This window comes from Pseudosulfitobacter sp. SM2401 (genome assembly GCF_042932805.1).
GTDB lineage: Bacteria > Pseudomonadota > Alphaproteobacteria > Rhodobacterales > Rhodobacteraceae > Ascidiaceihabitans.
Window position 1 is genome coordinate 1,460,528 of record NZ_CP170633.1, and the last position, 25,851, is coordinate 1,486,378.

Below are 25,851 nucleotides of genomic sequence, written 5' to 3' on the forward strand. Positions count from 1 at the left end.
TTCGATATGTGACTGTTTGTGCGATTATCGCACATATTTGAACGAGGTCAAACCAATTGCTTGAAACCGACGGCACGTCTGGACCGGAACAGTTTGACGACACAAGCCTTTGGGTGGTTGTGGCACAGAGCGCTGCGTTGGACATCCCCCGACCGGTCCTTCCTGTAACATTGAACGGGCAGCGTCTGGTGTTGTTTCGCGATGACGACGGGCAGCTGGGGTTGATCGGGCGGAACTGTCCGCATCGGGGTGCTGATTTATGCTTTGGCAGGCTCGAGGATAACGGCCTGCGCTGTCCGTTTCACGGCTGGCACTTTGATCGCACGGGGCAATGTGTAGAACAGCCTGCAGAACCGCTGGGATCGCAAATGTATCAGCAAATCAAGGTGCCGATGATCGCGGTTGTTGAACGTGGCGGCGTGATCCTTGCCTATGTCGGCAATGGGCAGCCGCAAACCGAAATGCTGCACAAGAAAGGTGGGACATCATGATCAGTCAGGATCTGAACGACAGGATTACGCGTATTGGACCGGATGCGCCTGCCGGGGCTGTGTTGCGCAGATATTGGCAACCCGCCGCTCTTGCCGAGGAACTGGCGCAGGGCGACCAAGTTGCTGTAAACCTGCTTGGGGAACGTTTGGTTTTGACGCGCAATGACGCCAAGGATTTGGTGTTGGCGACACGGGTTGCGACACCTGACGAACCGCCTGCGTTTTACCCTGATGCAAAGGATATCGCGATCGACCCGCAGGGTCCGGTCTATCCTGTGGAAAACCGTAAAGGCCTGTATTTTGCCTACATGGGGCCGGGCACACCGCCTGATTTTCCGAACTTTGATTGCTTTCGCGCCCCCGACAGTCACGTCTTTGCCTTCAAAGGCTTGTGGGAATGCAATTGGCTGCAAGCGCTGGAAATCGGGATAGATCCTGCCCATGCCTCGTTCTTGCACAGGTTTCTAGAGGACGAAGACACCTCCGAGGGCTACGGCAAACAGTTTCGCGACAAGGCGGCGCACACGGACATGCCGATGACGCAGATTTTGCGCGAATACCCGCGTCCGGACATTGATGTGCAAGAAACCGAATTCGGGCTGAAAATCACCGCGTTGCGTAATTTGGACAACGGGCTGACGCATGTGCGTGTGACCAATCAGATCTTTCCCGAGGCGATCTGCATTCCGATGTCGCGCGAGATGACGATCACGCAATGGCACGTGCCGATCGACGATGAAAACTGCTATTGGTACACGATGTTCACCAGCTTTCAGAACCCGGTCAACAAGGCCTTGATGCGCGAACAGCGGCTAAAGGAGCACCGTTTGCCGGACTATGCGCCGCTGAAAAACCGGGCCAACGATTATCACTATGATCCGGCCGAACAGGCGAGCGCAACTTATACCGGTATGGGGCTTGATATCAACGTTCATGATCAATGGGCGGTCGAGGGGATGGGCCGTATTCAGGACCGCACGCAAGAACACCTTGGTCGCTCTGACGCTGCTATTATCCGCTACCGGCGGATGCTGCGCGCTGCGATCACGGCGCTGGAAAGCGGCGAGGGGGATTTGCCAATGCTGAATGATCCGCTGGCGTCGGGTATCGTGGGGCCACTGTCTAACGATGCCATTACAAACAGCAACGATTGGCAAAACGCGAGCCAACAAGCTGATATCGCGCGCCGTGCCGCGTGTCCGTGGGATGCAACTGTCTAACGATTTGGGGTGAATGGTGCTGTGGTTAAAATGATCAAATTTGGTGGGCTTGCTAAGCTTGGCCGCTGGGACAATGAAACAGCAAAGCGCGCCCAAAATGTGGTCGATCAGGTCGAGGCCAAAAACATCGAAACCGTGCGTTTGGTGTTTGCCGACCAGCACGGCATTTTACGAGGTAAAACCATCACGGCGCGCATGCTTGCGTCTGCGTTCGCCTCAGGCATAAACGTGCCTTCGACGTTGCTGTTAAAAGACACATCACACCGGACGGTGTTTGACGTTTGGAATGGCACGGGGGCTGGCGTTGATGCGCTGGTTTGCGGGGCAAGTGATGTTTTGTTGGTGCCGGACCCCACTTGTTTTTATCCGTTGCCGTGGTCTCCGCAGTCGGCGATTTTGATGTGCGATGTGATTGATCGATCCGGCAGTGACATCAGCTTTGCTTCGCGCACAGTTTTGGCAAAAGCCGAGGCGCAATTGCACGAGGCAGGTTATGACGCCGTCTTTGGGCTAGAAGTCGAATTCCAGATTTTTCAAAAAACCGATGACGGGTTGGCCCACAATCAAGCGTCGATGCCGCCTGCGCCGTTTGGGACACGCAACCTGACCCAAGGGTGGCAATATCTGACGGACACGCGCTATAGCGAGACCGAAGATATCCTTGATACTCTGCGCCGACACGCTGAGGCGATGGGTCTGGCACCGCGCACGGTTGAGGTCGAAATGGGCCCAAGCCAATTTGAATTCACCTTCGATCCGTCCGGCCCGATGATCCAAGCGGACCGCTTTGTGCTGTTCCGCACGATGGTCAAAGAAGTCTGCGCACAACGTGGATTGCACGCGACATTCATGGCCAAACCGAAACTGGCAAATGCAGCAGCAAACGGTTGGCATATTCACCAGTCATTGCTGGACATCAAAACCGGCAAAAACGTGTTTATGCCCAAAGACACAGGGCTAACACCGCAGGCGTCTGGCTGGATCGCGGGGCTGCTAGAGCACGCCGCCGCGTCGTGTCTTTTGACGACACCGACAGTGAATGGCTACAAGCGTTTTACCGAATTTCAGCTGGCACCAAACCGCATCACGTGGGGGACGGACAATCGTGGGGCAATGATCCGCGCGCTGATGTATCCCGACGACACCGCCAGCCGTATCGAAAACCGGGTCGCGGATACCACCGCGAACCCGTATTACGCTTTTGCCTCGCAAATTCTGGGCGGGCTTTCCGGGATTACCGGTGCAAAAACGGCGCCTGAGCCCAGCCAGACACCTTATGCAGACACTGCCGCGCAATTGCCCGACAATCTAAGTTCTGCAATCGATGCTTTCGAGGCAAGTCAGCTGTACAAAGACACGCTTGGCGACGGGTTTGTTCAGTATCTGGCCCACATCAAACGCGCCGAATGGCAGCGTTATCTGATGACCGTGTCAGAGTGGGAACAGGCCGAATATTTTAACCTGTTTTGACATGATCAGACGCTTTTCGAAAACCAAAGCGGATCCCGAAAAAGCTGTGAGGTTTGAGGACATCATCGACGGGTATTTTCCGCTGCGCGAAAGTTTGCGCCAGATGTTGGTGCGGAATGGTTTTGCGTCCGCAAGTGTCACGCTGTCTCATGCCCCGATCATGGATATTCCTGGCCTTGCACCGGATGCCCCGGTGCCGCTGCGTTTGAGGCATGGCACGGCTGGGTTAGCAGATCGACTGGACATTGTCGTGGCACTGTGTGGCGATGACCTAATGGTTGTCGGTCACGGAAAATGGCGCTGGCACGGCGAAGCCGGCGCGCAGCACCCGAACCTGTCCGCACAGACGCGGTTAGCGGAACCTGCTTTTGTACGGGGTTTTGGCCTTGCCTCGGGCGTCCTGCACACGGACCTGTTTGACCGGATCACAGCAGACCAACGGATCGGGTTTGCTGTGTTTCACAATTCCTAGATCATGAACCGCACACAGCTTGCGGTCACAAATCACCGAAGCGGTAGAAATTGGCGGAGGAACAGGGATTCGAACCCTGGGAACCCGTTAAGGCTCAACGGTTTTCGAGACCGCCACGTTCGACCACTCCGCCACTCCTCCGCGGGGATCTTGATGGGTCTGTTAATCCTGAATGCGCGGGCTGGCAAGACGCAATGCGCGGGCGCAACGGCAAAGCGCAGCCAATGACGCAGATATGATCGGAAAAATCATTGCGACTTGGCGGATAAACCCTAGATTACAAGCGTAACCAACCCAAGGAGCAGACAATGCAAGCAATGAAATCTATAGGCGCCGGAATGATGGCGCTGCTGCTTGGGTTGACGGTTCTGACATCGCAGGTGCAGGCCGCAGACAAGGCCAAGCTGGAAGAGTTCCTTGAGGTGACCGGCTTTGACGTCGCCCTTGATAGCATCCGGTTGTCAGCGGAAAACGCGCCGCAAATGCTGGGGCTTGATGCGCAGGATTTCGGGTTTCACTGGGGGCGCATGACCACGGATGTGTTTGGCGCGGATTTGATGCACGACATGGCGATCGAATTCTTGGGCGAAACGCTGGACGAAGAACACCTTGATCACGCCGCAGGCTTTTACGCCACGGACTTGGGCAAACGTCTGGTTGCGGTCGAAAACAAATCCCACATGAGCGATGACGACGATCTGAAATCCGAGAGCGGCGAGGCGATCATCGCCGGGCTTGTGCGCATCGGGTCACCCCGCGTTCAAATTCTCAAGCGGATGAATGCGGCCAGTGACAGTGCCGGCAACGGTCTGCGCGCGATCCAAGAGGTGCAGGTGCGCTTTTTGATGGCCGCTGCGGGCGCTGGCATCATCGAGCTGCAAATGGACGAACCTGATTTGCGCGAACTGCTGCGCACGGGCGAAGATGAATTGCGCCTGTCGATGCAAACTTCGGGGTTGGCGTCGGCAGCCTATGTTTATCAGGCGTTTTCCGATGCCGAGATGGAAGATTACACCGCCGCATTAGAGCACCCGATGATGCGCCATGTCTATGATCTGATGAATGCCGTGCAATTCGAAATCATGGCGGATCGGTTCGAGGCCTTGGCCGCACGTATGAAAGGTGTCCAGCCCAGCGAGGAGCTGTAAATGCGCAGCCTTGCAATTGCCTGCCTGACACTGCTTTGGGCGAGTAGTGCGTTTGCGCAAGCACAGCTGAGCGTCGCGATGGATCGCCTTGGCATTGCCGAGATGATCGAAATTATGCGCGTTGAGGGCGTTGATTACGCAGCCTCACTGAACGAAGAAATGTTGGACGGGCAGGGTGGTTCGCTGTGGATCGCACAGGTTGACGGTATCTATGACGCGGCCCGCATGGTCGAAACGGTCCGTGCGTCGCTGGCGACATTGTCAGATGAACACCTGCGCACGATCAACGTGTTTTATGGCAGCGATGTGGGGCGCCAAGTGATTGCGTTGGAACTGGCCGCACGGCGCGCGGTCATGGACAAAGATCTCGAAACGATTGCGCGTGAGGCTTACGTTCAAGCCGTCGCAGAAAACGATCCCAAAGTGGTGCAGCTACAGCGGTTGGAACAAAGCGGCGATATGATTGAACGCAACGTGACGGGCGCGCTGACCGCCAACTACCGGTTCTTTTCCGGCATGGTGGACGGCGATGCGTTTGCCATGAGTGAGGACGAGATCATCGCCGAGGCATGGGCGCAAGAAGATGAAATTCGTGAAGACACATCAGAGTGGCTGATGGGCTATCTGATGCTGAGCTATCAACCGCTTGGGGACGACGCATTCGAGGCCTATCTGACATTTGCCGAAACCCCGGCCGGACGCGCGCTGAACGGTGCGATTTTCGACGGATTCAACACGATGTACGCCGATATTTCCTATGCATTGGGGCGCGCGGTTGCTTTGAACCTGATCGGTGATGAATTATAGCGCCAATACGCCTTGACGTAGCTGCAAATCACGTGCATTAGGCGGCTTCCAATCAGGGGCAATTGTCCCTTTTTTTCATGATCATTCCAAACGGAATGCGCTGTCCGAGGCGGGGTTAAACCCACAAAACCCTATGAAAATAGGTGCCAAACGACGCGGTAATACAAAGGAAGACCCCATGTTCGCGGTTCTTAAAACCGGCGGCAAGCAGTACAAAGTTCAATCCGGAGACATTCTTCGCGTTGAAAAATTAGCTGCAAATGCTGGCGAAACAATCCAATTCAACGATGTTTTGATGCTCGGTGGTGACGCTGTCACTGTTGGCGCACCTCTCATCGCGGACGCAGGCGTGCAAGCCGAAGTGATCGACCAGATCAAAGGCGTTAAGACAATCAACTTTGTCAAACGTCGTCGTAAGCACTCCTCCAAGCGTACCAAAGGCCACCGTCAAAAACTGACACTGGTCAAAATCACCGACATTTTGGCGTCTGGCGCTGATAAGTCCGGTGTGGCTGCTGCCATTGGCGCAGGTTCCGTTTCTGCCGCAGCTTTGGCTGCAATTGACGCGCAATCACCTGCCGCCAACAAAGACAACGTCAAAAAAGCTTCTTCTGCCAAAGCCGCGGCCCCACAAGCCGAAGCCAAAGCCGAAGCGCCTGCAAAAGCAGCGCCTAAAAAGGCCGCTCCTAAGAAGGCAGCAAAAGCAACTGACGGCGACGATCTGTCCAACATCTCTGGTGTCGGCCCGGTTATCGTTAAAAAGCTGCACGCTGAAGGCATCACAACATTCGCACAGGTTGCTGCGTGGACAGATGCTGACGTAGAAGCTATTGAAGAGAAACTGTCGTTCAAAGGTCGTGTGGGTCGTGAAGACTGGATCGCACAGGCTAAAGAACTGGCTAAAGGCTAAGGAGAGACCAAATGGCACATAAAAAAGCAGGTGGTTCATCCCGGAACGGTCGCGACTCAGCGGGTCGTCGTCTTGGCGTGAAAAAATATGGCGGCGAAGCTGTCATTCCAGGCAACATCATCGTTCGTCAGCGCGGCACCAAATTTTGGCCGTCTGAAGGCGTTGGCATGGGCAAAGATCACACGATCTTCGCAAAAGTGGAAGGTCACGTGACATTCAGCACCGGCCTGAAAAACCGCAAATTCATTTCTGTTCTCCCGATGGCGGAGGCAGCTGAGTAAGCCGCACCAAAAATGGTAAAACATTTAGAGGGATCGGCGGAAACGCCGGTCCTTTTTTCGTTTCCAAACAATTTCCACCTCAGATCGAAAGGGGCAGGGTTCATGACCACGACATACACCGTTCCAACTTTGGTAGATGGAAATTTGCGCCTGCGCCGCCCGCATCTGGATGATGTGGCCGCACGCCTTGAGGCGGGAAACGATCCTGACATTCAACGCATGTACGGCATCGATCCGTCGGCGTTTCAACCTGTGACCAAAGACAGCGCAGACGCTTGGGTTAAATACCATGTGGATCAAACCTATTCGTGGTTCATCGATATTGATGATCGCCTAAGCGGGGTGATTTTTCTGCATTCGCTCAATCAAACCGACCGTCGGGCTATCGTCAGCATTGGCTTGTTGCGTCCCGAAAACCTGGGCCAAGGTTACGGCAGTCGCGCGATGCATTTGCTGCTGGCCGAGGCATTCGGGCCGCTCAATTTGCACCGGATTGCCTTGCGCGTGATCGATTTCAACACCCGCGCCATTGCCGCCTACAAAAAGGCCGGTTTTGTCGAGGAAGGGCGCGAACGTCAATCTGCCTGCGTCGGAGGACAGTTTCATGACGATGTCATGATGGGTGTGCTAGCCCCTGAATATCTTGGCCAGAAGCGAGATGTTTCATGAGAACTTTGCACACCAACCGACTGATATTGCGCAACTTTGTGCACTCTGATGCACCTAAAATTGCCGCAGCTCTGAATGACATGGAAACTTGCCGTGGCCTGACGGTGGTGCCTTGCCCTTACACGATGGCGGACGCCGAGGCGTTCCTCGCCAAACCTGACAAAGCCGCGCGGGCTGTGTGCACGCTTGATGATCACCTGATCGGGGTTGTCGGGAATGGTGCGCAATTTGGCTACTGGTTTGCCAAGGCGCATTGGGGCAAGGGATACGCCTCTGAGGCCACCCAAGCGGTGGTCGCAGATCACTTTGCCCACAGCGATGCGGATCTCTTGTCTGGCTACGTGTCCGACAATCACGCCTCTGCGGCTGTTCTGCGCAAGCTCGGGTTTGAGATAACGGGCGACAAAATGCTGCATATCCGGTCGCGCAACAAAGAGGTGCCAAGCAAATCTGTTGTTCTCACTAAATCCCGTTGGGAGACCATGACATGAGCGTTGCTCTTGCATCATTCGCCGTTTTTGCGGCCAGCCAGATCGGCACGCCGGGCCCTGCAAACATGGCGTTACTTGCCACGGGTGCGCGCTATGGCATGCGCCGCGCCTTGCCGTTCATGTTTGGCGTCGCATTCGGCAAGCAGCTGATTATTTGGCCCATCGGTTTTGGCTTGATGGAACTGGCAGAGCGGGCGCCATTTGTGTTTCTTGCCCTGAAATACGTCTCTGCCGCCTACATTGTCTGGCTCGCGTGGAAGGTCGCAAATCTGCGGCTGAACACGGGAACCACAGACACCAAAGCCCCGGGATTTGCCGCAGGTTTGATCGTGCATCCGCTGAACCCCAAAGCATGGGCAATGATCGTTGGCGGCTTTACCGCCTTTGTGGCATCTGGCACATCCACGCTAGAGGCCACCGCCACAATTGCCGCTGTTTTGCTGGCCTGTCAGTTGCTGTTGCATCCGGTCTGGACACTTGCAGGTGATCGGATCGCCAAAACCGTGGCAGGAACACCGGCGGAACCCTATTTAATGTACACTTTGGCCGGCCTCACGGTTGCCTCAGTGATGTTCGTATTGTTCGCAGGAGGAGCATGACGATGGATATGAGTAGCACGACACCCCAGATCACGCTGGAAACGGATCGCTTTGACCTGCGTCCGTTGCGTGTGTCCGACGTTGGTTTGATCGAAATGTACAGCGCTGACAAACGGGTTGCGCGGATGACCTCGTCGATCCCGCACCCACTGCCGCCGGGCAGCACCGAGGCGTTTGTGAAACGATCTATTGCGCATGAGCGCGACGAAGATGTGTGGGCGGTTGACGGGTTGAAAACCGGCGGTGCCGAATTGATGGGTTTGATCACGTTGCAGCGGATGGACCGCAATCAATCGGAAATCAGCGGTTGGGTGGCACCTGCGTTCTGGAACACATCGCTGGCCTCTGACGCGATCCACGCGTTGGTCAAAGCCAACCCGAATGACAACACCACGATGTTCGCATCCGCATTTCAGGACAACCCGGCATCCGCCAAAGTGTTGACGCACTGCGGCTTTGAATACCTTGGGGACGCCGAAACATTCTCGGTTGCGCGCGACGCTGCTGTGCCCACCTGGACCTACACCCGAAAACTATGAGTTGAGCCTGTGCGAAACGCAGGCTAGGAAGCAAACATGAAATTTCTTGATCTGTGCAAAGTATACATCCGCTCTGGTGCGGGAGGCGGCGGTTGCGTCAGCTTTCGGCGTGAAAAATACATCGAATACGGCGGGCCGGACGGCGGCGACGGCGGCAAGGGTGGCACGGTCTGGGCCGAAGCGGTCGAAGGTCTGAACACGCTGATCGATTTCCGCTATCAGCAGCACTTTTTTGCCAAGAACGGTATTCCCGGCATGGGACGTCAGCGCACCGGTGCAGACGGCGACGAAATCGTCTTGCGCGTGCCGGTTGGCACCGAAATTCTGGACGAAGACCAGGAAACCGTTATCTGCGATTTGACCGAGGTCGGCCAACGGGTGCGCCTTGCCAAAGGTGGCAACGGCGGTTTTGGCAACCTGCACTTTAAATCGGCTACCAACCAAGCGCCGCGGCGCGCCAATCCGGGCCAAGACGGCGTCGAGCGCACACTGTGGCTGCGTTTGAAACTGATCGCCGATGTTGGTTTGCTGGGTCTGCCGAACGCTGGGAAATCGACGTTTCTGGCCGCCACGTCGAATGCGCGTCCCAAAATTGCCGACTATCCGTTTACAACGCTGCACCCGAACCTTGGGGTTGTTGGCGTCGATAACACCGAATTCGTGGTCGCAGATATTCCTGGTTTGATCGAGGGCGCCTCCGAAGGGCGTGGCTTGGGCGATCTGTTTTTGGGCCACGTTGAGCGGTGTTCGGTGCTGTTGCATTTGGTCGACGGTACGTCCGAAACCGTGGCCGAAGATTACAAAACCATCATCACCGAGCTTGAAAAATATGGCGGTGCTTTGGCTGACAAGCCGCGCGTGACTGTCTTAAACAAGATCGACGCGCTGGATGATGACGAACGCAACGAAGCAAAAATCGCGCTGCAAGAAGCCTGCGGCGGCGTTGTCATGCTGATGTCTGGAGTTGCCAAAATCGGCACGGTCGACGTTTTGCGCGCGCTGCGCAGTCAGATCGACACTGACCGTTTGCGCCAGAACCCCGCACCCGAGGAAGAAACGTGGCGTCCTTAACATCTGCCAAACGGCTGGTCGTCAAAATCGGATCAGCCTTGTTGGTCGACAAGATCAGCGGTGATTTGCGCGCGGACTGGCTGCACGGATTGGCGCAGGACGTGGCATGGTTAACGGCCGCCGGCACACAAGTCGTGCTGGTGTCCTCGGGGTCCATTGCGCTGGGTCGCGGCGTGCTGAAACTGCCCAAAACCGAACTTGCGCTTGAGCAATCACAGGCGGCGGCGGCGGTTGGCCAGATCCGTCTGGCCCGCGCCTATGAGGAAGCACTTGCGCCCCACAGCATCACCACCGCGCAGATTCTGATGACACTCGAAGACACGCGTGACCGTCGCCGTTACCTGAATTCGCGCGCTACATTTGAGCAACTTTTGTCGCTGGGTGTGGTCCCGATTGTGAATGAAAATGACACGGTGGCCACGGATGAAATCCGCTTTGGTGACAATGACCGTCTGGCCGCCCAAATCGCGGCGACCATTGGCGCAGATCAACTGGCATTGCTGTCAGACGTGGACGGGTTCTATTCTGCAAACCCCACCGATGATCCAACCGCGAAACGTTATGACGTGATTGACCAAATCACCCCGCAAATCGAAGCGATGGCAGGGGATGCTGGGTCTGGATTGTCCAAAGGTGGCATGAAAACCAAAATCATGGCGGCAAAAACCGCCACGGCGGCTGGCTGCGCGATGGTCATTTCCGAAGGTTCAGGCTTGCGCCCGCTGACAGCGTTGGAAAATGGCGCAAATTGCACGTGGTTCACGGCAACACTTGACCCGCAGATCGCGCGCAAACGCTGGATCGCGGCGATGAAACCGCAAGGATCATTGACGCTTGATTCTGGCGCTGCAAAAGCATTGCTTAATGGAAACAGCCTGTTACCGGCAGGAGTTCATGCTGTTTCTGGCGGATTTCAGCGCGGCGACCCTGTGGCGTTGCTTGATCCTGACGGCAACCAATTGGGCCTTGGGTTGTCCCGCTACACCGCCGCTGAGGCGCAAGCGATCAAAGGGCACCAGAGCGCCGAGATTGAATCTCTGCTTGGCTATTCGGGCCGCGCAGCGCTTGTTCACCGCGACGACATGGCGTTGTAATCAAAGACGACGCGTTCAAAGGACACGGATCAATGACTGACACATCTGACATCAAAGCGCTTATGTCTGACATCGGCGCGCGCGCCAAAGCGGCTGCCGCCGAGCTGGGTTTTGCCAGTGCAGAACGCAAACACGCAGCGCTGATCAGTGCTGCGGAAAACGTCTGGAAAGCCCGCAGTGACATCATCGCGGCCAACGTCAAAGATCTGGAATTCGGGCGCGACAAAGGATTGTCTGACGCGATGATGGATCGCCTGATGCTGGACGAAGACCGCATTCAAAGCATCATTGACGGGCTGCGCGCAATCGCAGAACAGCCCGATCCTGTGGGCGAAGTCATTGCGGAATGGACCCAACCATCTGGCTTGCACATCAAACGCGTGCGCACCCCTTTGGGCGTGATTGGCGTGATCTACGAAAGTCGCCCGAATGTGACGGCGGATGCCGGCGCGCTGTGCCTCAAGGCCGGCAATGCGGTTGTGCTGCGGGGCGGCTCCGAAAGCTTTCATTCCTCGCAAGCGATCCATGCCTGTCTGGTTCAAGGGCTGCGCGATGCAGGTTTGCCTGAGGATGCGATCCAATTGGTGCCGACGCGCGACCGCGCTGCCGTGTCCGAAATGCTGACCATGACGGATACAATCGACGTGATTGTGCCGCGCGGTGGCAAAGGTCTGGTGGGTTTGGTGCAGCGCGAGGCCCGCGTGCCGGTGTTTGCGCATCTTGAAGGCATCGTTCACATCTACATCGACCAACATGCGGATCCTGAAAAGGTGCTGCGCGTGGTTTTGAACGCCAAAACGCGACGCACTGGCATTTGCGGATCGGCGGAATGCCTGCTTATTCATCACGCGATTGCCGACACCATCGGTCAAGGCGTCGTGCGCGCATTGATTGATGCCGGGGTCGAAGTGCGCGCGGATGAAACCCTGTCAGCGGTTAAGGGCACGGTGCCTGCCAACACCAATGACTGGGGCACCGAGTATCTGGATATGATCATCGCCGCCAAAGTCGTTACGGACGTTGATGACGCGATTGGGCACATCCGCACCTATGGCTCGCAACACACTGATTGCGTTCTGACCGAAGATCAAACCATCGCGGATCGCTTTATGCAGCGTCTGGACAGCGCGATTTTGATGCACAATGCCTCTACTCAATTCGCCGACGGTGGCGAATTTGGCATGGGTGCCGAAATCGGGATCGCAACGGGCAAAATGCATGCGCGTGGACCGGTCGGGTCCACGCAATTGACCAGTTTCAAGTATCTGGTGACAGGTGATGGTGCGACGCGCAGCTAAAAGCGCAGGAACAAGTCTGTTGGCGTTTCTTCGACGCTGACTTTGCGCCCCAAATCTTGTGCGGATACGGTCAGCAGGGCAAATTGGACCTGTGCGGCTTTTACATCTTGCGGTACATTGCGCCGCTTTAGATCGCCCCAAAGCGTTTCGTCCATGTTGAATTTGTCGCTTTTACCGTGCAGTACCCAGCGCCCGTTTTCACACGTCACTTCGATGCGGCCGCCGTAAGGCATCGCGCTTTCCAGGCATTGGACGGCCAAGAACGCCATGCGCACGGCAGATCGTGCCTGCCCATCAAGGGGGCCCCACGCCACGGTCAGGCGCGTGCCGTCCATAACGTCGTTCAGAATTGACACAACTTCGGCGCGCCCAATGGGTTGCTCGCTAGGGGCACCATAGGCGATGCGGAAAAACCGGATGCGGGCGCTGGCGTTCATCACGCTTTGGCCAATCAGGTCAAATTCAGGCCCATCCAGTTGATTGCCGGACATGCCCAGCAGTTCCAACCCATTGTTGATCGCGCCAATTGGCGATATCAGGTCATGACAAATGCGGCTGCCGATTAATGCTGCGAGGTTAAGATCACTTTGGCCCATAATTTTTATCCGTATTTAGGAACGAGGGGGACGAGATGGAAGATTTGAATGCCATTCTGGCTCCGGGAATGTTGGTGCGTCATCCTGCGTTTGCGCAGTGGGGCGTCGGACAGGTTCAAAGCAATATCGGTGGTCGGGTCACAGTGAATTTTCGGGCCGAAGGTAAGGTTGTTATCGACAGCACGCGGATCGAACTGTTGGCCGTATTTGATGGAGACAATTGATGCCTGAACTTGGTTTCTCAATCGTTAACAAATCAAACTATTTCATAGAAAGTTAACACACCTATAGCGTCTGTAAAGGGGTTGATTTTCCCTTTTAACGGGAAAATTGGAACGGAATGTCTCAAACTCAATCGCAAACATCAGAGCCGCAGTACCGGATTGCTTTGGCGCAAGACGCAGATCAACTGCGTGCAGCGCAACGGTTGCGGTATGATGTTTTTGTTGATGAATTGGGCGGATGTGGACCGCAAATCGACCACGAGGCCCGCCTTGAGTGTGACCGGTTTGACCCGTTTTTTGATCACATGCTGTTGTATGATGACGCCACTGGAGAGGTCGTTGGTGTCTATCGATTGCTGCGTCAGGACGCTGCCAACCAGATCGGGCAGTTCTATTCCGAAGACGAATACGACCTGACACGGCTGCGCCAAACGGGGCGACGCTTGCTAGAGCTGGGCCGCTCGTGCCTGCATCGCGACTATCGTGGTGGCGCGGCGATGCATCACCTCTGGGCCGGGTTGTCCCAATACGTCGCAGAGCACCAGATCGACATCATGTTTGGCGTCGCGAGCTTTCATGGCACGGATCCACAGGCGTTGGCGGCCCCTTTGTCACTGCTGCATCATCGCCACTTGGCACCACCCGAAATACGTCCGCGCGCGCAGCCTGCGGCCTTTCAGAACATGAACCTGATCGCCGAAGCTGACCTTGATCGCCGCACTGCGATGCTGCAAATCCCGGCACTGATCAAAGCGTATCTACGTCTTGGCGGCACTGTGGGCGAGGGGGCGTTTGTCGATCACCGCTTTAACACCACGGACGTTTGTGTGTTGATGGACACCAAGCAGTTGAACGCCCGCCAATCGCGGATTTATGCAAGTGGACCAACACGATGACGACAACTTGGGGCGAAGGGCACGAACCCGAACCGCAACCGATTTCGCTGGCGGGTTGGGTGCGCATCACCCTGCGGGCTGTGGTCATCATCACGCTGATCGTGCTGTGTCTGGCGTTGCTGTTGTTGCTGCGTCTGGTTGAGCGTCCGATCTACGGCCTGCGTCGTCCGATCACGCCGCACATCACGCAGTTTGTTTGCCGCAGTGCGTTGCGCATTTTGCGTTTGCCGCTGCGTGTTCATGGCCAACCTTTGCACGGGCGTGCGGCTGTTGTGGCCAATCATACTTCGTGGTTGGACATTTTTGTGTTGAACGCGTCCAAGCGGATTTTCTTTGTGTCAAAGTCCGAAGTTGCAGGCTGGCCCGGTATTGGTGTGTTAGCCCGCGCAACCGGCACGCTGTTTATCAAACGCGAACGCAGCGAGGCATTGGCCCAAACCAAAATCATGCAAGAGCGGCTGTTGGCTGGACAAAAGCTGCTGTTTTTTCCCGAAGGCACCAGCACCGATGGCATGCAGGTTCTGCCGTTTAAAACCACGCTGTTTGCGTCCTTTATGGCACCGGAACTGCGCGATGTTTTGCAAGTGCAACCGGTAAGCGTGATCTATCACGCGCCGCTTGGCGAGGAACCGCGGTTTTACGGCTGGTGGGGGGACATGTCGTTTGCCTCGCATCTGCTGAGCACACTGGCCTGTGCCAAACGTGGCCGTATCGATATTGTCTATCATCCGGCCCTCAAGGTGGCTGATTTCACCGATCGCAAGGCGCTGGCCAAAGCCTGCGAAGCTGCCGTGCGGGCAGGGCACAGCGCCCACCGCAATTGACGCTTGCGCAGGGGGCAAATGCGTCCTATACGCGCGCTACTTAAACCCGCAGTCGGGGTTGGGCCTTTGAGGGAGAAATCCTTGAACGTCCGCCGGTTGGCACCACACGGTGTCATACCCCCGATGAGGCTAAACCGGAAAGGTAATACCGACATGGCTCTTCCTGAGTTCTCCATGCGCCAACTGCTCGAAGCAGGCGTACACTTTGGTCACCAAACACAACGCTGGAACCCGCGTATGGGCCCGTACATCTACGGCGCACGTAACGGCATCCACATCATGGACCTGACGCAAACAGTTCCAATGCTGGACCAAGCCTTGCAAGTCATCCGTGACACCGTTGCAAAAGGTGGCTCCATTCTTTTTGTTGGCACAAAACGTCAAGCGGCCCAGCCGATTGCCGATGCCGCAGAAAAATGCGCACAATATTACATGAACCACCGCTGGTTGGGTGGCACTTTGACAAACTGGCAAACAGTTTCCAAATCCATCAACCGCCTGAAAAACATCGACGAGCAATCCGAGCGCGGCTTTGACGGCTTTACGAAAAAAGAACGTCTTGGCATGGAACGTGACCAAGGCAAGCTTGAAGCGTCTTTGGGCGGCATCCGCGAAATGGGCGGTCGTCCTGACCTGATTTTCGTAATCGACGTCAAAAAAGAAGCACTGGCCATCGCCGAAGCCAACAAACTGGGTATCCCTGTTGTTGCAATCGTCGACACCAACTGCTCCCCTGATGGCATCGACTACATCATTCCAGGCAACGACGATGCGGCACGCGCAATCGCTTTGTACACAGATTTGGCCGCACGCGCCGCTCTTGACGGCATGTCCGCGCAATTGGGTGCAGCAGGCGTTGATCTGGGTGCCATGGAAGAAGCGCCAGTTGAAGAAGCTGTGGTCGAAGCGCCAGCGGCAGACGCAGCAGAAGCGCCAGCAGCGAGCTAAGTTACACTTGAGGCGGGCATCGGCCAATTTGGTCAAAGCCCGCCTCAGACACACACCCTTTTATCAGGAGAACATTGATGGCTATCACAGCAGCAATGGTAAAAGAACTACGCGACTCCACCGGCGCAGGCATGATGGACGCGAAAAAAGCGTTGACCGAAACAGATGGCGACATGGAAGCCGCTGTTGACTGGTTGCGCACCAAAGGTCTGGCAAAAGCCGCCAAAAAATCTGGTCGTACAGCGGCCGAAGGTCTGGTTGCAGTCAAAGTTGACGGCGGGCGCGGTGTTGCGGTCGAAGTGAACTCTGAAACCGACTTTGTTGGCAAAAACGCCGACTTCCAGAAAATGGTTTCCGGCATTGCCGACGTTGCGGTTTCTGTCGCAGACGTTGACGCACTGAAAGCGGCTGACATGGACGGCAAAACAGTTGAGCAAACTGTAACCGACGCCGTTGCGGTCATCGGCGAAAACATGTCGGTACGCCGCATGTCCGCGCTGACCGGCGATCTGGTTGTGTCCTACGTGCACAACGCAGCCGCACCCGGCATGGGCAAAATCGGCGTTCTGGTCGCAATGACCGGCGGCGACGAAGCATTCGGCAAACAGGTTGCGATGCACATCGCGGCTGTGAACCCGGCCTCTTTGTCCGAAGATGATCTGGACGCGGCTGTTGTCGAAAAAGAGAAAACAGTTCAAATGGATATTGCCCGCGAATCCGGCAAACCAGAAGCTGTGATCGAGAAAATGATCGTTGGCCGTATGAAGAAATACATGGCCGAAGTGACTTTGCTGAACCAATCGTTTGTTGTGAACCCTGACCTGACGGTTGGTGCTGCAGCAAAAGAAGCGGGCGCAACCATCACTGGTTTCGTGCGTCTGGAAGTTGGCGAAGGCATCGAAGTGATCAAAGAAGACTTTGCAGCAGAAGTTGCAAAAGTCGGCCAAGCGTAAGCGCTTGAGCTACTAAAATTTGAAAGGGCGGCACATCACGTGTCGCCTTTTTCGCATTAAAATCGATATTTTTTGATCAATTCGCTAAAAACACGATAATTTTAGTTGGGTCAACGACGAAACGCTCTATCTTGGTCAGTATTGATCGTACCAACAAGGAGCACTTCCAATGATCTCACGACGTCATTTCATCGCCTCATCCACCGCAGCGGTTACGTTTCTGCCGTATGCGGCCATGGCTGCCACTCATTCCGGCAACAGCTTTGCAACCGCATCGGTCACCGTCGAAGTGTTCCCGGTCGCGCATGCGTCATTCGTGATGCCAACGCCAATGGGGGTGATTTACAACGATCCGGTTGGCGATCCGTCAATCTACGCTGATTTTGCACCCGCTGATCTGGTCCTGATCACCCACGCACACGGCGATCATTACAACCAGGACACGCTGAACGCGGTTGTGGGTGAAAACACCAAATTGATCACGAACCAAGCGGTCTTTGATCAACTGCCAGCCGACATGCAAGCCAAGGCGCGCGTAATGGGCAACGGTGACAGCGGCGAAGTGATGGGCATCACGGTTGACGCCATTCCTGCGCACAACCTGACCGAAGAGCGGATGAAATTCCACCCGGTGGGGCGCGACAACGGCTATGTGCTGACGATTGACGGGCTGCGCGTCTACATTTCGGGCGACACCGAGGACGTGCCGGAAATGCGCGCGCTCAAAGATATCGACGTTGCCTTTGTCTGCATGAACTTGCCGTTCACGATGGACATCACAGCTGCGGCCAGTGCGGTTGCTGAATTTGCACCAAAATACGTCTATCCGTACCATTACCGTGGCAAAGACGGTGGCACGCAGGATCCGGCAGAATTCGCCAAACTGATGGGCGATGCGGTCGAGGTCAAAATGGGCGGCTGGTACGGCTAACCATCTGTTGTGAAAAAATAATGGGGTCGCTTTTGCAAACGACCCCATTTCTTTGGGCCAATTTGGCCACGGGGATGAGACGTGGGCCCAATAGATATCACCGGCCTGAGGACAGAATGATCCACCCCAGACCGGATTCGGGTTCAACCGAGGGGTAAGGCTCTGAAAAAGGGCCTGTCTCCCACGTTCCAATGGCCAAAGCCACCACTCACGGAACTAGGATACCATGACCGTTGCGCCTGTTGGCAGCCAGTAAGGGATTCCATACCTTCGCGCTGTACGTGTGCTGATTTCGACGCGCGACGACGCTGCGTCCCGAACGAGGTGTGCATTTGCCCAATCGCTTTGATTGCGCGTAAGCTGACCCCATCACCACAAAACCGGAGACCGCCATGAACGATCAAGCCCCCATGACCATCTCGAACGGGTTCGACATTCCCGACCCGATGGATTTGCCAACGCTCAAAGGCACCGTGTCTGACGCCGAATGGCAGGCGCGTGTTGATCTGGCCGCGACCTACCGGCTGTGCGCGCTGCACGGCTGGACGGATTTGGTGTTCACCCATATTTCTGCGCGCCTACCGGATGAAGACGGGCAAGAGCGGTTTTTGATCAACCCCTACGGCGTGATGTTCGACGAAATGACCGCCTCAAGCCTCGTTAAGATCGATCTGGACGGCAACATTTGCCAAGAGACACCGTATTTCATCAATCCAGCCGGTTTCACGATCCATTCGGCGATCCACATGGCGCGTCATGATGCGGGCTGTGTGATCCATGTGCACACACCCTACGGTGTCGCGGTGTCTGTGCAGAAAAACGGGCTGCGCCGGTACACGCAATTCAGCATGATTGTGAACAACGATCTGGCCTATCACGACTACGAAGGCATCGCGCTGGACCTGGATGAACGCGCGCGCATTGTGAATGACCTCGGCGACAAAAGCCTGCTGATGCTGCGCAATCACGGCACGCTGACGGTTGGCCCCAACTGCGCAATTGCGTTTCTGCGGATGTATTTTCTGGAAAACGCCTGCAAGACGCAGATCTTGGCGCAATCTGTCGGGTCCGAGGATTTGTTAATCGAAGAACCACCGGCCATGGCGGACACAGTTGGCGGGCAGGCGGGGGCGGCATTTACACCCGGTTCTGGTGACAATCTGGTGTGGCCCGGTTTGATGCGCAAGCTAAAGCGTTCGAACCCTGGTCATGATCAGTAATTGGTTTTAACCCGTTCACCGCGAGCGCGCGTTGCCTCGCGGTGAAAGATGTAAAAGGCAGATGCGATGATCACGCAGGCCCCTAAAACGGTGAAGCGGTCCGGCACTTCGTTAAAGAACAAGTAGCCCAGGATACCGGCGTAGATCAGCTTGGAATATTGGATGTTGGCCAGCAGGCTGCTTTCGCCCAAACGCACCGCCGTCACCCCGATCCATTGCGCAGGGGCAGACAGCAACCCGACGCTCATCAACAACAACCAACCGGTCAGATCAGGGGTCTTCCAGAACCACAGCATCGACGTCGCCGCAACGCTGCCGATGACAATCGTCTGATAGGCAAGCAGGGTTGCCGTGCTTTCGGTTTGGGACAAGGTTTTAACGCAGGTAAAGGCGACAGCGGCGCCCAAAGCACCGGCAATCGCGGCCAGCACGCCGATGGATGCCAGCCCTTCGCCGCCCGGTCGCACCACGATCAGAACCCCGATAAAGCCGACGGTGATCGCACCAATGCGGTGGATACCCACGTGTTCGGACAAAAACAGCGCTGCCAAAATGGCCATGAAAAACGTCTGGCTAAAGCCCAGCGTCGTGGCGGTGGTTAGCGGCAGCAGGCTGACGGCCCAAATGCTGCAACTGAGACCGACAAACGCCCCGATCAGGCGCAGCCCATGCAACAGCGGCTGTTTGGTTTTTAAACTTTCGGGAAAATGTCGTTTGATTTGCGGCAAAGTGCTGCTGAGCACGATGGCTTGGCGAAAGAACAACACCTGCAAAACATGGTATTCAACAACGGCGGCTTTGGTCACGGCCCAAGCCAGGCTCATTAGCGCGACGGAAATCAGGGCTAAAAGGGCGGCGCGTGAATTGTCAGACATGCAACGGTGATAACACCTATCTGATCAAGCTTCGAGGATGAACATCTGGTTGGCAAACGCGGCTTTCAGCACCGCTTGGGCTGTGGTTTCAACGGCCAATGCTTCGCGCGCGAGGCGTAGATGCTTTTCCACGGTGGCCGAGGTCAGGCCCATGATGATCGCGATGTCTTGCATGGTTTTACCGTCACCGACCCATTCCAATGCCTCGCGTTGGCGTTTGGTCAGCCCGCGGTTGGGGGCGGAATAAGGCAGGGTCAGAATTTTCAAATGCGCGACGTTGTTCATCAGATGAATGTCACGGCCATGTTCATCCCAGACCGCGTCAATGTCGGCTTGGGTCATGCCACGCTGCGCGGTCAGCGCGATGGCACCTTTGGAACGGGCCGAGACGGATTTAAAGCTGATCGTGTAGCCCGCTTTGACATCCATCGAATAGTTGAAATCCAGCACACGGCGTTCTGCTGCTGTCAGGGTTTTGCTGCGCTGCATTGCCGCCAACATCGCCCAACTGCCAGCCCCTTCGTTTTCCAAGGCCCAGCGGACCATCGGGGCCTGATTGTAGTGGTTTTCGCCAATGAAAACATCGGTGTAGGCGGTGTCGTGATTGGTCAGCAGGATGAAATCTTCGGGGTCGCCCAATGACGTGCTGGACCGGTAACGCGTAAAGCCATAGATGATCCGGTCAAAGCCGTACTCGCCCATTTTCTCTGTGTGCGCTTCCCACAGGGTTTCCATGCTTTGGCAGTTTGAAAGGTAGTGCAAATAGCTGCGGACAGTGTTCATGGTGCGTCTTTCAAATGGCCCAGCATGGCGTCAATTGCCAAACGATAGCCTGCCGCGCCAAAGCCGCAGATGATGCCCACGACCACTTTTGCGATGTAGCTTTGGTGCCGAAATTCTTCGCGCGCGTGGACGTTTGACAGGTGCAGCTCGATCGCGGGAACCTCGACCGAAGCAATCGCATCCATCAGTGCAATTGACGTGTGTGTGTAGGCACCAGCGTTCAGGATGATCCCGTCGTGGGTGCCCTTGGCTGCATGGATCGCGTCGACCAACGCGCCCTCGTGATTGGACTGCAAGAACGTCACTTTGATCCCGAGCGTTTTGGCATAAGACGCGCAATCCGCCTCGACATCGGCGAGGGTCGTGTGTCCGTAAACCTCGGGCTGGCGAGTGCCCAGCAGGTTCAGGTTTGGTCCATTCAGAACGAGGATCGAAGTCATGCTAATTTTCCGGAAGATAAGTTGGCTGATCTTAGCCGCCTCAAACCCGTTCTGTCTAGTTTTTCCAACGCCTTAGCGGTCGTTTGGACCTTCAAACACAGCAAGACCAAGCCAGTCGGCGATCAAAGCGGGGGTTTCAACCCCTTCGATTTCGATCGTCAGGCCGGTTTCACGCAGTAAATCGGTGGCGTTGCGCTGGGTCACGGTTTTCATCACAAACCGCCCACGCAAACGACTGCCCGCCGTGACCGGGGTCAAAAACCGCAGTTTGTTAAAGCCATAATTGATGCCCATGACCTGCCCCGGTGCCATGCTAAAGCAGTCATAAGCAAACCGGCTGGCCAGTGACAGCGTCAGGAAACCGTGGGCAATTGTGCCACCAAACGGCGTTTCTGCGGCTGCGCGTTCAGGGTCGATGTGAATCCATTGGTTGTCGTGGGTGACGTTGGCGAATTGGTCGATCATCGGCTGATCCACGGTGATCCAGTCGGAAACGCCGACTTCTTGACCCATCTGGGCTTCCATCGCGGCTTTTGCAGTTTCGATGTGGGACATGCGTGTGCTCCTTTATAGGTTGTCTGGGCCGACGCGGACCATGCGTTTGCCTTTGTTGTCACCAGCCAGAAGACCGATCAAGGCGGCGGGCGCGTTTTCGAGCCCCTCAACGATGTCTTCGGTGACTTTGATCTGGCCGCTCGCGACCCAAGTTTGCAACGCGCGGATGGCCTTGTTGTCCTCATGGGCGAAATCCATGACGATGAACCCTTCCATGCGCAGGCGTTTAACGACCAAGGCACCGGGCAGGTTACGTGGACCGGTTGGATTGGCGCTGTCGTATTGACTGATCGCGCCGCAACAGGCGATGCGGCCCTTTTCGTTCATCAGCGCAAGGGTGGTTTCCAAAACCGTGCCGCCGACGTTGTCAAAATAAACGTCGATGCCGTTTGGACATTCTGCACGCAGCGCTTTGAACAGCCCTTTTTCGCGGTAATCGACGCAGGCATCAAAGCCTAAGTGTTTGACAACCCATTCACATTTTTCCGCCCCCCCGGCGATACCAACAACGCGACACCCTAGCGCTTTGGCGATTTGGCCGACGTATCCGCCAACAGAACCGGCAGCGGCAGACACGACAACCGTTTCGCCGGCCATGGGTTTGCCAACGCTGATCAACCCATGAAATGCGGTTTTTCCCGCGATGCCAAAGACCGAAATCAGGTTACTCAGGTGATCGACTTTCGGCAGTTTTTGCACCTTGCGGGCAGGGCGGGTGACGTAGTCGGCCCATACGCTTTCTGCGGCCACGATGTCGCCGACGGCGAGGCGGTCAGAGTTCGACACCATGACTTCGCAAATCGAATAGGTCGCCATCACGTCGCCCGCCTTGACCGCGTCGCGGTAGGTCGCGCCCTGCATCCACGACCGGTTTGCCGCATCAATCGACATCAGGATGGTGCGCAGCAGCACTTCACCATCCGCAGGTTCAGGCATTGGTGCGTCTTGCAACGCAAAATGGTCGGTGGTCAGACTGCCTTGGGGCAACTCGGCCACGATGACTTGACGATTGGTCATGGTTGGATTTCCTTGTTAGGTGTTGGAAAAATGAGGGAATTGAGATGACAAAAGAGTATCGCCAACCGGTTTACGCGCCACCCGCCGGATCGGCCGACATGTTGTTGATCCGTCACGGTGAAAGCATGCCAGCGATTGCCGGTCAGGATTTTCCGATGAAGGACGGCCACGGCGATCCGCGTTTGCATCCGCAGGGGGAACGGCAAGCGGTAGCTGTCGGTGATCGATTGAAAAATGACGCGTTTGCAAAGCTTTACGTGACGTCGTTGATCCGAACCCATCAGACGGCGGCCCCCTTGGCCGGGCACCTTAACATGACGCCGGAGGTCGAATCCGACCTGCGCGAGGTGCATTTGGGCGACTGGGACGGCGGTTTGTACCGCATCAAAGCGTCTGAAGGGCATCCAGCGTTTGACCGCATGCGCAAGACCGGTGAGTGGGGCGAAATCCCGGGTGCTGAAACCACGGCCCAGTTCAAAGGCCGTGTCGAAGCGGGCCTGCGCCGGATCGCGGCGGCCCACACCGACGAGCGTGTCGCGGTGTTTGTGCATGGCGGCGTGATTGCGGCCGCCATGTCGATCGCCACGGGCTGCGGTCCGTTCGCCTTTGGGGGGGCGGCAAACGGATCGATCAGCCGGATTGTGGTCACGGGCGATCATATCGCAGTGCGTGGGTTTAACGACATCAGCCATCTTGAAGGGCTCTAGACCGTCAAGGCAACTTTGCCCAAAACTTTGCGATCTGATATGTATTCCAGTGCCTTACCGGCCTCTGTTAATGGGAACGTGGCGGTGATGCGCGGCTTGATCTGACCCGCGGAATACATCGCGAACAGGTCTGCCATGTTTTCAAGATGTCCCTTTGGATCGACCATCGTCGAGGCCCCCCAAAACACGCCGACAATCTGGCAGGATTTCAACAACGTCAGGTTCAGCGGGATAGATGGGATGCCTGCAGGGAAACCAACAACGAGGAACCGACCGGCCCAGGCCATAGACCGCACAACCGGTTCGGAATAGGCACCACCAACCGCGTCATAAGCGACATTAACACCACCTGGACCTGCGATTTTCTTGATCTGGCCCGAGAATTCTTTTTGCGCTGCACGGTCCATTTCACGTGGATAGATGATCGTCTCATCCGCACCTAAATCTTTGCAAAATTGGGCTTTTCCCTCTGAGGATACCGCTGCGATAACACGAGCGCCCGCAGCCTTGCCCAGCTCAATTGCAGCCGCACCAACGCCGCCCGCAGCCCCAAGGATCAACAGCGTTTCACCTGCTTGAATGTTAGCACGATCTTTCAGCGCGTGGTGCGACGTGCCGTAGGTCAGCACCAGACACGAGGCATCCTCGAACGACATATCGTCAGGGATTTTCAGGCAGCGCGCCGCACCGGTACACACATGGGTGGCAAACCCGCCAAAACCGGTCATCGCGATCACACGGTCGCCGACAGCATAGTCCGTGACACCGTCGCCAATCGCCTCGACCACACCGGCGACTTCGCCACCCGGCGCAAACGGGCGCGGCGGTTTCAGCTGGTACAGATCCTGAATGATCAGCGTGTCGGGAAAGTTCACACCCGCGGCTTTGACCCCAATCAACACCTCGCCTTTGGACGGCGTTGGCGTGTCCATCTCGGTCCATTCCAAAGTTTCGGGTCCACCGACGGCGGTGCTGAGCATGGCTTTCATTGTGATCTCTCCCCTGATCTATTGTGACGCAACGGCATGGGCGCGAAGCGTCTTGTCAGTGGCAATTGTGCCTGCGACACATGTAGGGTGTAAATGCGAAATACGTTTTTGCTGTGCGGAACGTAACGGCAGACTGCAAAAACGATCCATCGGCGGGGAGGCCACAAAATGAACTCAACAGATTTGGACACATTCCGCGCCGAGACGCGCGCATGGCTTGAGGCGAATTGCCCGACCGAAATGCGCGATGGCGTGCGCAACGAGGAAACGATTTGCTGGGGCGGGCGCAACTGGGAATTTATCTCGGATGCGCAGCGCGACTGGTTGAACGTTATGGCGGCCAAAGGTTGGACAGTTCCGACGTGGCCGGTTGAATATGGCGGTGCTGGAATGGACCGTGCGCACGACAAAATCCTGAGCGAAGAATTGGTGCGCCTGAAGGCCCGTTTGCCGTTGCAAAGCTTTGGCATCTGGATGCTCGGACCCGCCTTGTTGGCGTTCGGGTCACACGAACAAAAACTACAATATTTACCGCCAATTGCGCGTGGTGAAGTGCGTTGGTGTCAAGGCTATTCAGAACCCGGCGCTGGTTCGGATTTGGCAAGTGTACAGACCAAAGCGGACAGCGACGGCGATGATTACATCGTAAATGGTCAAAAAGTATGGACATCTTACGCGGACAAAGCTGACTGTATTTTTGCGCTTGTTCGCACAGATCGTGACGCCAAAAAACACCTTGGAATTTCCTTTCTGTTGATCGACATGGACAGCAAGGGCGTCAGTACTAAACCGATCCGCCTGATCTCTGGCTCGTCGCCGTTTTGCGAGACATTCTTTGATGATGTGCGGGTGCCAAAAACGAATGTTGTCGGCACGGAACACCGTGGTTGGGATGTCGCCAAGCACTTGTTGACGCACGAGCGCGAGATGATTTCTGGTGGTGGCGCGGGCCTTTTGGGGTCGCGGGCACTGGGTGCGATTTTGGAAGAAACGGGCGGCAAAATGGATGCATCGACCCGCGCCGAGGCGCTGATTTGCGAAGTCGATGCGCTGGCAATTGGCCTGACGCTCGAGCGGTACAAAGATCAAGCCGAGGCAGGCGGTGGTGTCGGTGACGCATCGGCCATGTTGAAATACCAAGGCACTGAATTGAACAAACGCCGCCACGAGTTGCTGATGTCTGCGGGCGGTTCCGAGGCGTTGACGTGGGACGGCACGCATGACGGTTTGGCGGCGGACTGGTTGCGCACCAAGGCCAATTCGATCGAAGGTGGGACATCAGAAGTGATGTTGTCCATCGTGTCGCGTCGCATTTTAGGATTGCCAGGTTAGG

The 25,851-nt window shown here is 56.2% G+C and carries 31 protein-coding genes and 1 tRNA gene; 24 read left to right on the forward strand and 8 right to left on the reverse strand.

What is annotated here, in order from left to right; all coding sequences use genetic code 11:
• The first annotated feature begins 56 nt into the window (after positions 1 to 56).
• From ACFIO0_RS07190 to ACFIO0_RS07205, 4 genes are read left to right on the forward strand one after another with little or no spacing between them, the layout of a single operon-like run.
• A complete protein-coding gene (locus ACFIO0_RS07190) occupies positions 57 to 491 on the forward strand; it encodes a Rieske 2Fe-2S domain-containing protein (RefSeq protein ID WP_390914671.1) in 435 nt (144 codons plus the stop codon).
• The gene (locus tag ACFIO0_RS07195; RefSeq protein ID WP_390914672.1) at positions 488 to 1,711 is read left to right on the forward strand and encodes an aromatic ring-hydroxylating dioxygenase subunit alpha; all 1,224 of its coding nucleotides are present in this window, start codon (positions 488 to 490) and stop codon (positions 1,709 to 1,711) included. The genes ACFIO0_RS07190 and ACFIO0_RS07195 overlap by 4 nt, the downstream gene beginning before the upstream one ends.
• A gap of 30 nt (positions 1,712 to 1,741) precedes the next feature.
• Complete coding sequence (locus ACFIO0_RS07200) at positions 1,742 to 3,181, forward strand: glutamine synthetase family protein (protein ID WP_390914673.1); 1,440 nt, start codon at positions 1,742 to 1,744, stop codon at positions 3,179 to 3,181.
• A 1-nt stretch (position 3,182) separates the two neighbouring features.
• Complete coding sequence (locus ACFIO0_RS07205; protein ID WP_390914674.1) at positions 3,183 to 3,653, forward strand: hypothetical protein; 471 nt, start codon at positions 3,183 to 3,185, stop codon at positions 3,651 to 3,653.
• Between the two features lie 51 nt (positions 3,654 to 3,704).
• Here the strand turns inward: ACFIO0_RS07205 and ACFIO0_RS07210 are convergent.
• Positions 3,705 to 3,794 (reverse strand) — tRNA-Ser (locus tag ACFIO0_RS07210).
• Between the two features lie 176 nt (positions 3,795 to 3,970).
• On the opposite strand from ACFIO0_RS07210, the gene ACFIO0_RS07215 reads away from it, so the two are divergent.
• The 11 genes from ACFIO0_RS07215 (at position 3,971) to ACFIO0_RS07265 (ending at position 12,560) form a co-directional block, all read left to right on the forward strand.
• Positions 3,971 to 4,801 carry a DUF2059 domain-containing protein gene (locus ACFIO0_RS07215; RefSeq protein WP_390914675.1) on the forward strand — a complete coding sequence of 277 codons (831 nt, stop codon included), beginning with the start codon at positions 3,971 to 3,973 and terminating at the stop codon, positions 4,799 to 4,801.
• Positions 4,802 to 5,608: a DUF2059 domain-containing protein gene (locus ACFIO0_RS07220; RefSeq protein ID WP_390914676.1), complete on the forward strand. Its 807-nt coding sequence runs from the start codon at positions 4,802 to 4,804 to the stop codon at positions 5,606 to 5,608.
• Positions 5,609 to 5,786: 178 nt separating this feature from the next.
• Complete coding sequence (locus tag ACFIO0_RS07225; RefSeq protein WP_390914677.1) at positions 5,787 to 6,518, forward strand: 50S ribosomal protein L21; 732 nt, start codon at positions 5,787 to 5,789, stop codon at positions 6,516 to 6,518.
• Positions 6,519 to 6,529: 11 nt separating this feature from the next.
• Positions 6,530 to 6,799 carry a 50S ribosomal protein L27 gene (gene rpmA / locus ACFIO0_RS07230; RefSeq protein ID WP_390914678.1) on the forward strand — a complete coding sequence of 90 codons (270 nt, stop codon included), beginning with the start codon at positions 6,530 to 6,532 and terminating at the stop codon, positions 6,797 to 6,799.
• Positions 6,800 to 6,901: 102 nt separating this feature from the next.
• Positions 6,902 to 7,468 carry a GNAT family N-acetyltransferase gene (locus ACFIO0_RS07235; RefSeq protein ID WP_390914679.1) on the forward strand — a complete coding sequence of 189 codons (567 nt, stop codon included), beginning with the start codon at positions 6,902 to 6,904 and terminating at the stop codon, positions 7,466 to 7,468.
• On the forward strand, positions 7,465 to 7,959 hold the full coding sequence (locus tag ACFIO0_RS07240; RefSeq protein WP_390914680.1) for a GNAT family N-acetyltransferase: 495 nt from the start codon (positions 7,465 to 7,467) through the stop codon (positions 7,957 to 7,959). The genes ACFIO0_RS07235 and ACFIO0_RS07240 overlap by 4 nt, the downstream gene beginning before the upstream one ends.
• Positions 7,956 to 8,558 (forward strand): LysE family transporter, encoded by a 603-nt coding sequence (locus ACFIO0_RS07245; protein WP_390914681.1) that lies wholly within the window; start codon positions 7,956 to 7,958, stop codon positions 8,556 to 8,558. The genes ACFIO0_RS07240 and ACFIO0_RS07245 overlap by 4 nt, the downstream gene beginning before the upstream one ends.
• A gap of 2 nt (positions 8,559 to 8,560) precedes the next feature.
• Complete coding sequence (locus ACFIO0_RS07250) at positions 8,561 to 9,097, forward strand: GNAT family N-acetyltransferase (RefSeq protein ID WP_390914682.1); 537 nt, start codon at positions 8,561 to 8,563, stop codon at positions 9,095 to 9,097.
• A gap of 36 nt (positions 9,098 to 9,133) precedes the next feature.
• Positions 9,134 to 10,168, forward strand: a complete 1,035-nt coding sequence (gene obgE / locus ACFIO0_RS07255) for a GTPase ObgE (protein ID WP_390914683.1) — start codon at positions 9,134 to 9,136, stop codon at positions 10,166 to 10,168.
• Positions 10,156 to 11,262 carry a glutamate 5-kinase gene (gene proB, locus ACFIO0_RS07260; protein ID WP_390914684.1) on the forward strand — a complete coding sequence of 369 codons (1,107 nt, stop codon included), beginning with the start codon at positions 10,156 to 10,158 and terminating at the stop codon, positions 11,260 to 11,262. Before obgE ends, proB begins: the two co-directional genes overlap by 13 nt.
• Positions 11,263 to 11,294: 32 nt before the next feature.
• Entirely contained in the window at positions 11,295 to 12,560 is a 1,266-nt protein-coding gene (locus tag ACFIO0_RS07265) for a glutamate-5-semialdehyde dehydrogenase (protein WP_390914685.1), read from the forward strand.
• Here the strand turns inward: ACFIO0_RS07265 and ACFIO0_RS07270 are convergent.
• Complete coding sequence (locus ACFIO0_RS07270) at positions 12,557 to 13,156, reverse strand: histidine phosphotransferase family protein (RefSeq protein ID WP_390914686.1); 600 nt, start codon at positions 13,154 to 13,156, stop codon at positions 12,557 to 12,559. The two genes, ACFIO0_RS07265 and ACFIO0_RS07270, sit on opposite strands and share 4 nt — an antisense overlap.
• A 35-nt stretch (positions 13,157 to 13,191) precedes the next feature.
• Between ACFIO0_RS07270 and ACFIO0_RS07275 the strand changes: the two genes are divergently transcribed.
• The 7 genes from ACFIO0_RS07275 (at position 13,192) to ACFIO0_RS07305 (ending at position 19,152) form a co-directional block, all read left to right on the forward strand.
• On the forward strand, positions 13,192 to 13,380 hold the full coding sequence (locus ACFIO0_RS07275; protein ID WP_390914687.1) for a DUF3553 domain-containing protein: 189 nt from the start codon (positions 13,192 to 13,194) through the stop codon (positions 13,378 to 13,380).
• A 116-nt stretch (positions 13,381 to 13,496) separates the two neighbouring features.
• Positions 13,497 to 14,276: a GNAT family N-acyltransferase gene (locus tag ACFIO0_RS07280; protein ID WP_390914688.1), complete on the forward strand. Its 780-nt coding sequence runs from the start codon at positions 13,497 to 13,499 to the stop codon at positions 14,274 to 14,276.
• Complete coding sequence (locus ACFIO0_RS07285) at positions 14,273 to 15,100, forward strand: 1-acyl-sn-glycerol-3-phosphate acyltransferase (RefSeq protein WP_390914689.1); 828 nt, start codon at positions 14,273 to 14,275, stop codon at positions 15,098 to 15,100. Before ACFIO0_RS07280 ends, ACFIO0_RS07285 begins: the two co-directional genes overlap by 4 nt.
• Before the next feature lie 153 nt (positions 15,101 to 15,253).
• Entirely contained in the window at positions 15,254 to 16,048 is a 795-nt protein-coding gene (rpsB, locus tag ACFIO0_RS07290; RefSeq protein WP_390914690.1) for a 30S ribosomal protein S2, read from the forward strand.
• Between the two features lie 77 nt (positions 16,049 to 16,125).
• Positions 16,126 to 17,001: a translation elongation factor Ts gene (gene tsf, locus ACFIO0_RS07295; protein ID WP_390914691.1), complete on the forward strand. Its 876-nt coding sequence runs from the start codon at positions 16,126 to 16,128 to the stop codon at positions 16,999 to 17,001.
• A 169-nt stretch (positions 17,002 to 17,170) separates the two neighbouring features.
• Entirely contained in the window at positions 17,171 to 17,932 is a 762-nt protein-coding gene (locus ACFIO0_RS07300) for an MBL fold metallo-hydrolase (RefSeq protein ID WP_390914692.1), read from the forward strand.
• 392 nt (positions 17,933 to 18,324) lie between these two features.
• Complete coding sequence (locus ACFIO0_RS07305; RefSeq protein WP_390914693.1) at positions 18,325 to 19,152, forward strand: class II aldolase/adducin family protein; 828 nt, start codon at positions 18,325 to 18,327, stop codon at positions 19,150 to 19,152.
• Here ACFIO0_RS07305 and ACFIO0_RS07310 read toward each other — a convergent pair.
• From ACFIO0_RS07310 to ACFIO0_RS07330, 5 genes are all read right to left on the reverse strand, one after another.
• On the reverse strand, positions 19,146 to 20,027 hold the full coding sequence (locus ACFIO0_RS07310; protein ID WP_390914694.1) for an EamA family transporter: 882 nt from the start codon (positions 20,025 to 20,027) through the stop codon (positions 19,146 to 19,148). The genes ACFIO0_RS07305 and ACFIO0_RS07310 overlap by 7 nt on opposite strands.
• 24 nt (positions 20,028 to 20,051) lie before the next feature.
• Complete coding sequence (locus ACFIO0_RS07315) at positions 20,052 to 20,810, reverse strand: autoinducer binding domain-containing protein (protein WP_390914695.1); 759 nt, start codon at positions 20,808 to 20,810, stop codon at positions 20,052 to 20,054.
• Positions 20,807 to 21,250, reverse strand: a complete 444-nt coding sequence (aroQ, locus tag ACFIO0_RS07320) for a type II 3-dehydroquinate dehydratase (protein ID WP_390914696.1) — start codon at positions 21,248 to 21,250, stop codon at positions 20,807 to 20,809. Before aroQ ends, ACFIO0_RS07315 begins: the two co-directional genes overlap by 4 nt.
• A 72-nt stretch (positions 21,251 to 21,322) precedes the next feature.
• On the reverse strand, positions 21,323 to 21,805 hold the full coding sequence (locus ACFIO0_RS07325) for a MaoC/PaaZ C-terminal domain-containing protein (protein ID WP_390914697.1): 483 nt from the start codon (positions 21,803 to 21,805) through the stop codon (positions 21,323 to 21,325).
• 12 nt (positions 21,806 to 21,817) lie between these two features.
• Positions 21,818 to 22,822 carry a zinc-binding dehydrogenase gene (locus ACFIO0_RS07330; protein WP_390914698.1) on the reverse strand — a complete coding sequence of 335 codons (1,005 nt, stop codon included), beginning with the start codon at positions 22,820 to 22,822 and terminating at the stop codon, positions 21,818 to 21,820.
• 44 nt (positions 22,823 to 22,866) lie between these two features.
• On the opposite strand from ACFIO0_RS07330, the gene ACFIO0_RS07335 reads away from it, so the two are divergent.
• A complete protein-coding gene (locus ACFIO0_RS07335; RefSeq protein WP_390914699.1) occupies positions 22,867 to 23,529 on the forward strand; it encodes a histidine phosphatase family protein in 663 nt (220 codons plus the stop codon).
• Here the strand turns inward: ACFIO0_RS07335 and ACFIO0_RS07340 are convergent.
• Complete coding sequence (locus ACFIO0_RS07340; protein WP_390914700.1) at positions 23,526 to 24,518, reverse strand: zinc-binding dehydrogenase; 993 nt, start codon at positions 24,516 to 24,518, stop codon at positions 23,526 to 23,528. The genes ACFIO0_RS07335 and ACFIO0_RS07340 overlap by 4 nt on opposite strands.
• A gap of 168 nt (positions 24,519 to 24,686) precedes the next feature.
• Between ACFIO0_RS07340 and ACFIO0_RS07345 the strand changes: the two genes are divergently transcribed.
• On the forward strand, positions 24,687 to 25,850 hold the full coding sequence (locus tag ACFIO0_RS07345) for an acyl-CoA dehydrogenase family protein (protein WP_390914701.1): 1,164 nt from the start codon (positions 24,687 to 24,689) through the stop codon (positions 25,848 to 25,850).
• Position 25,851 lies beyond the last annotated feature (1 nt).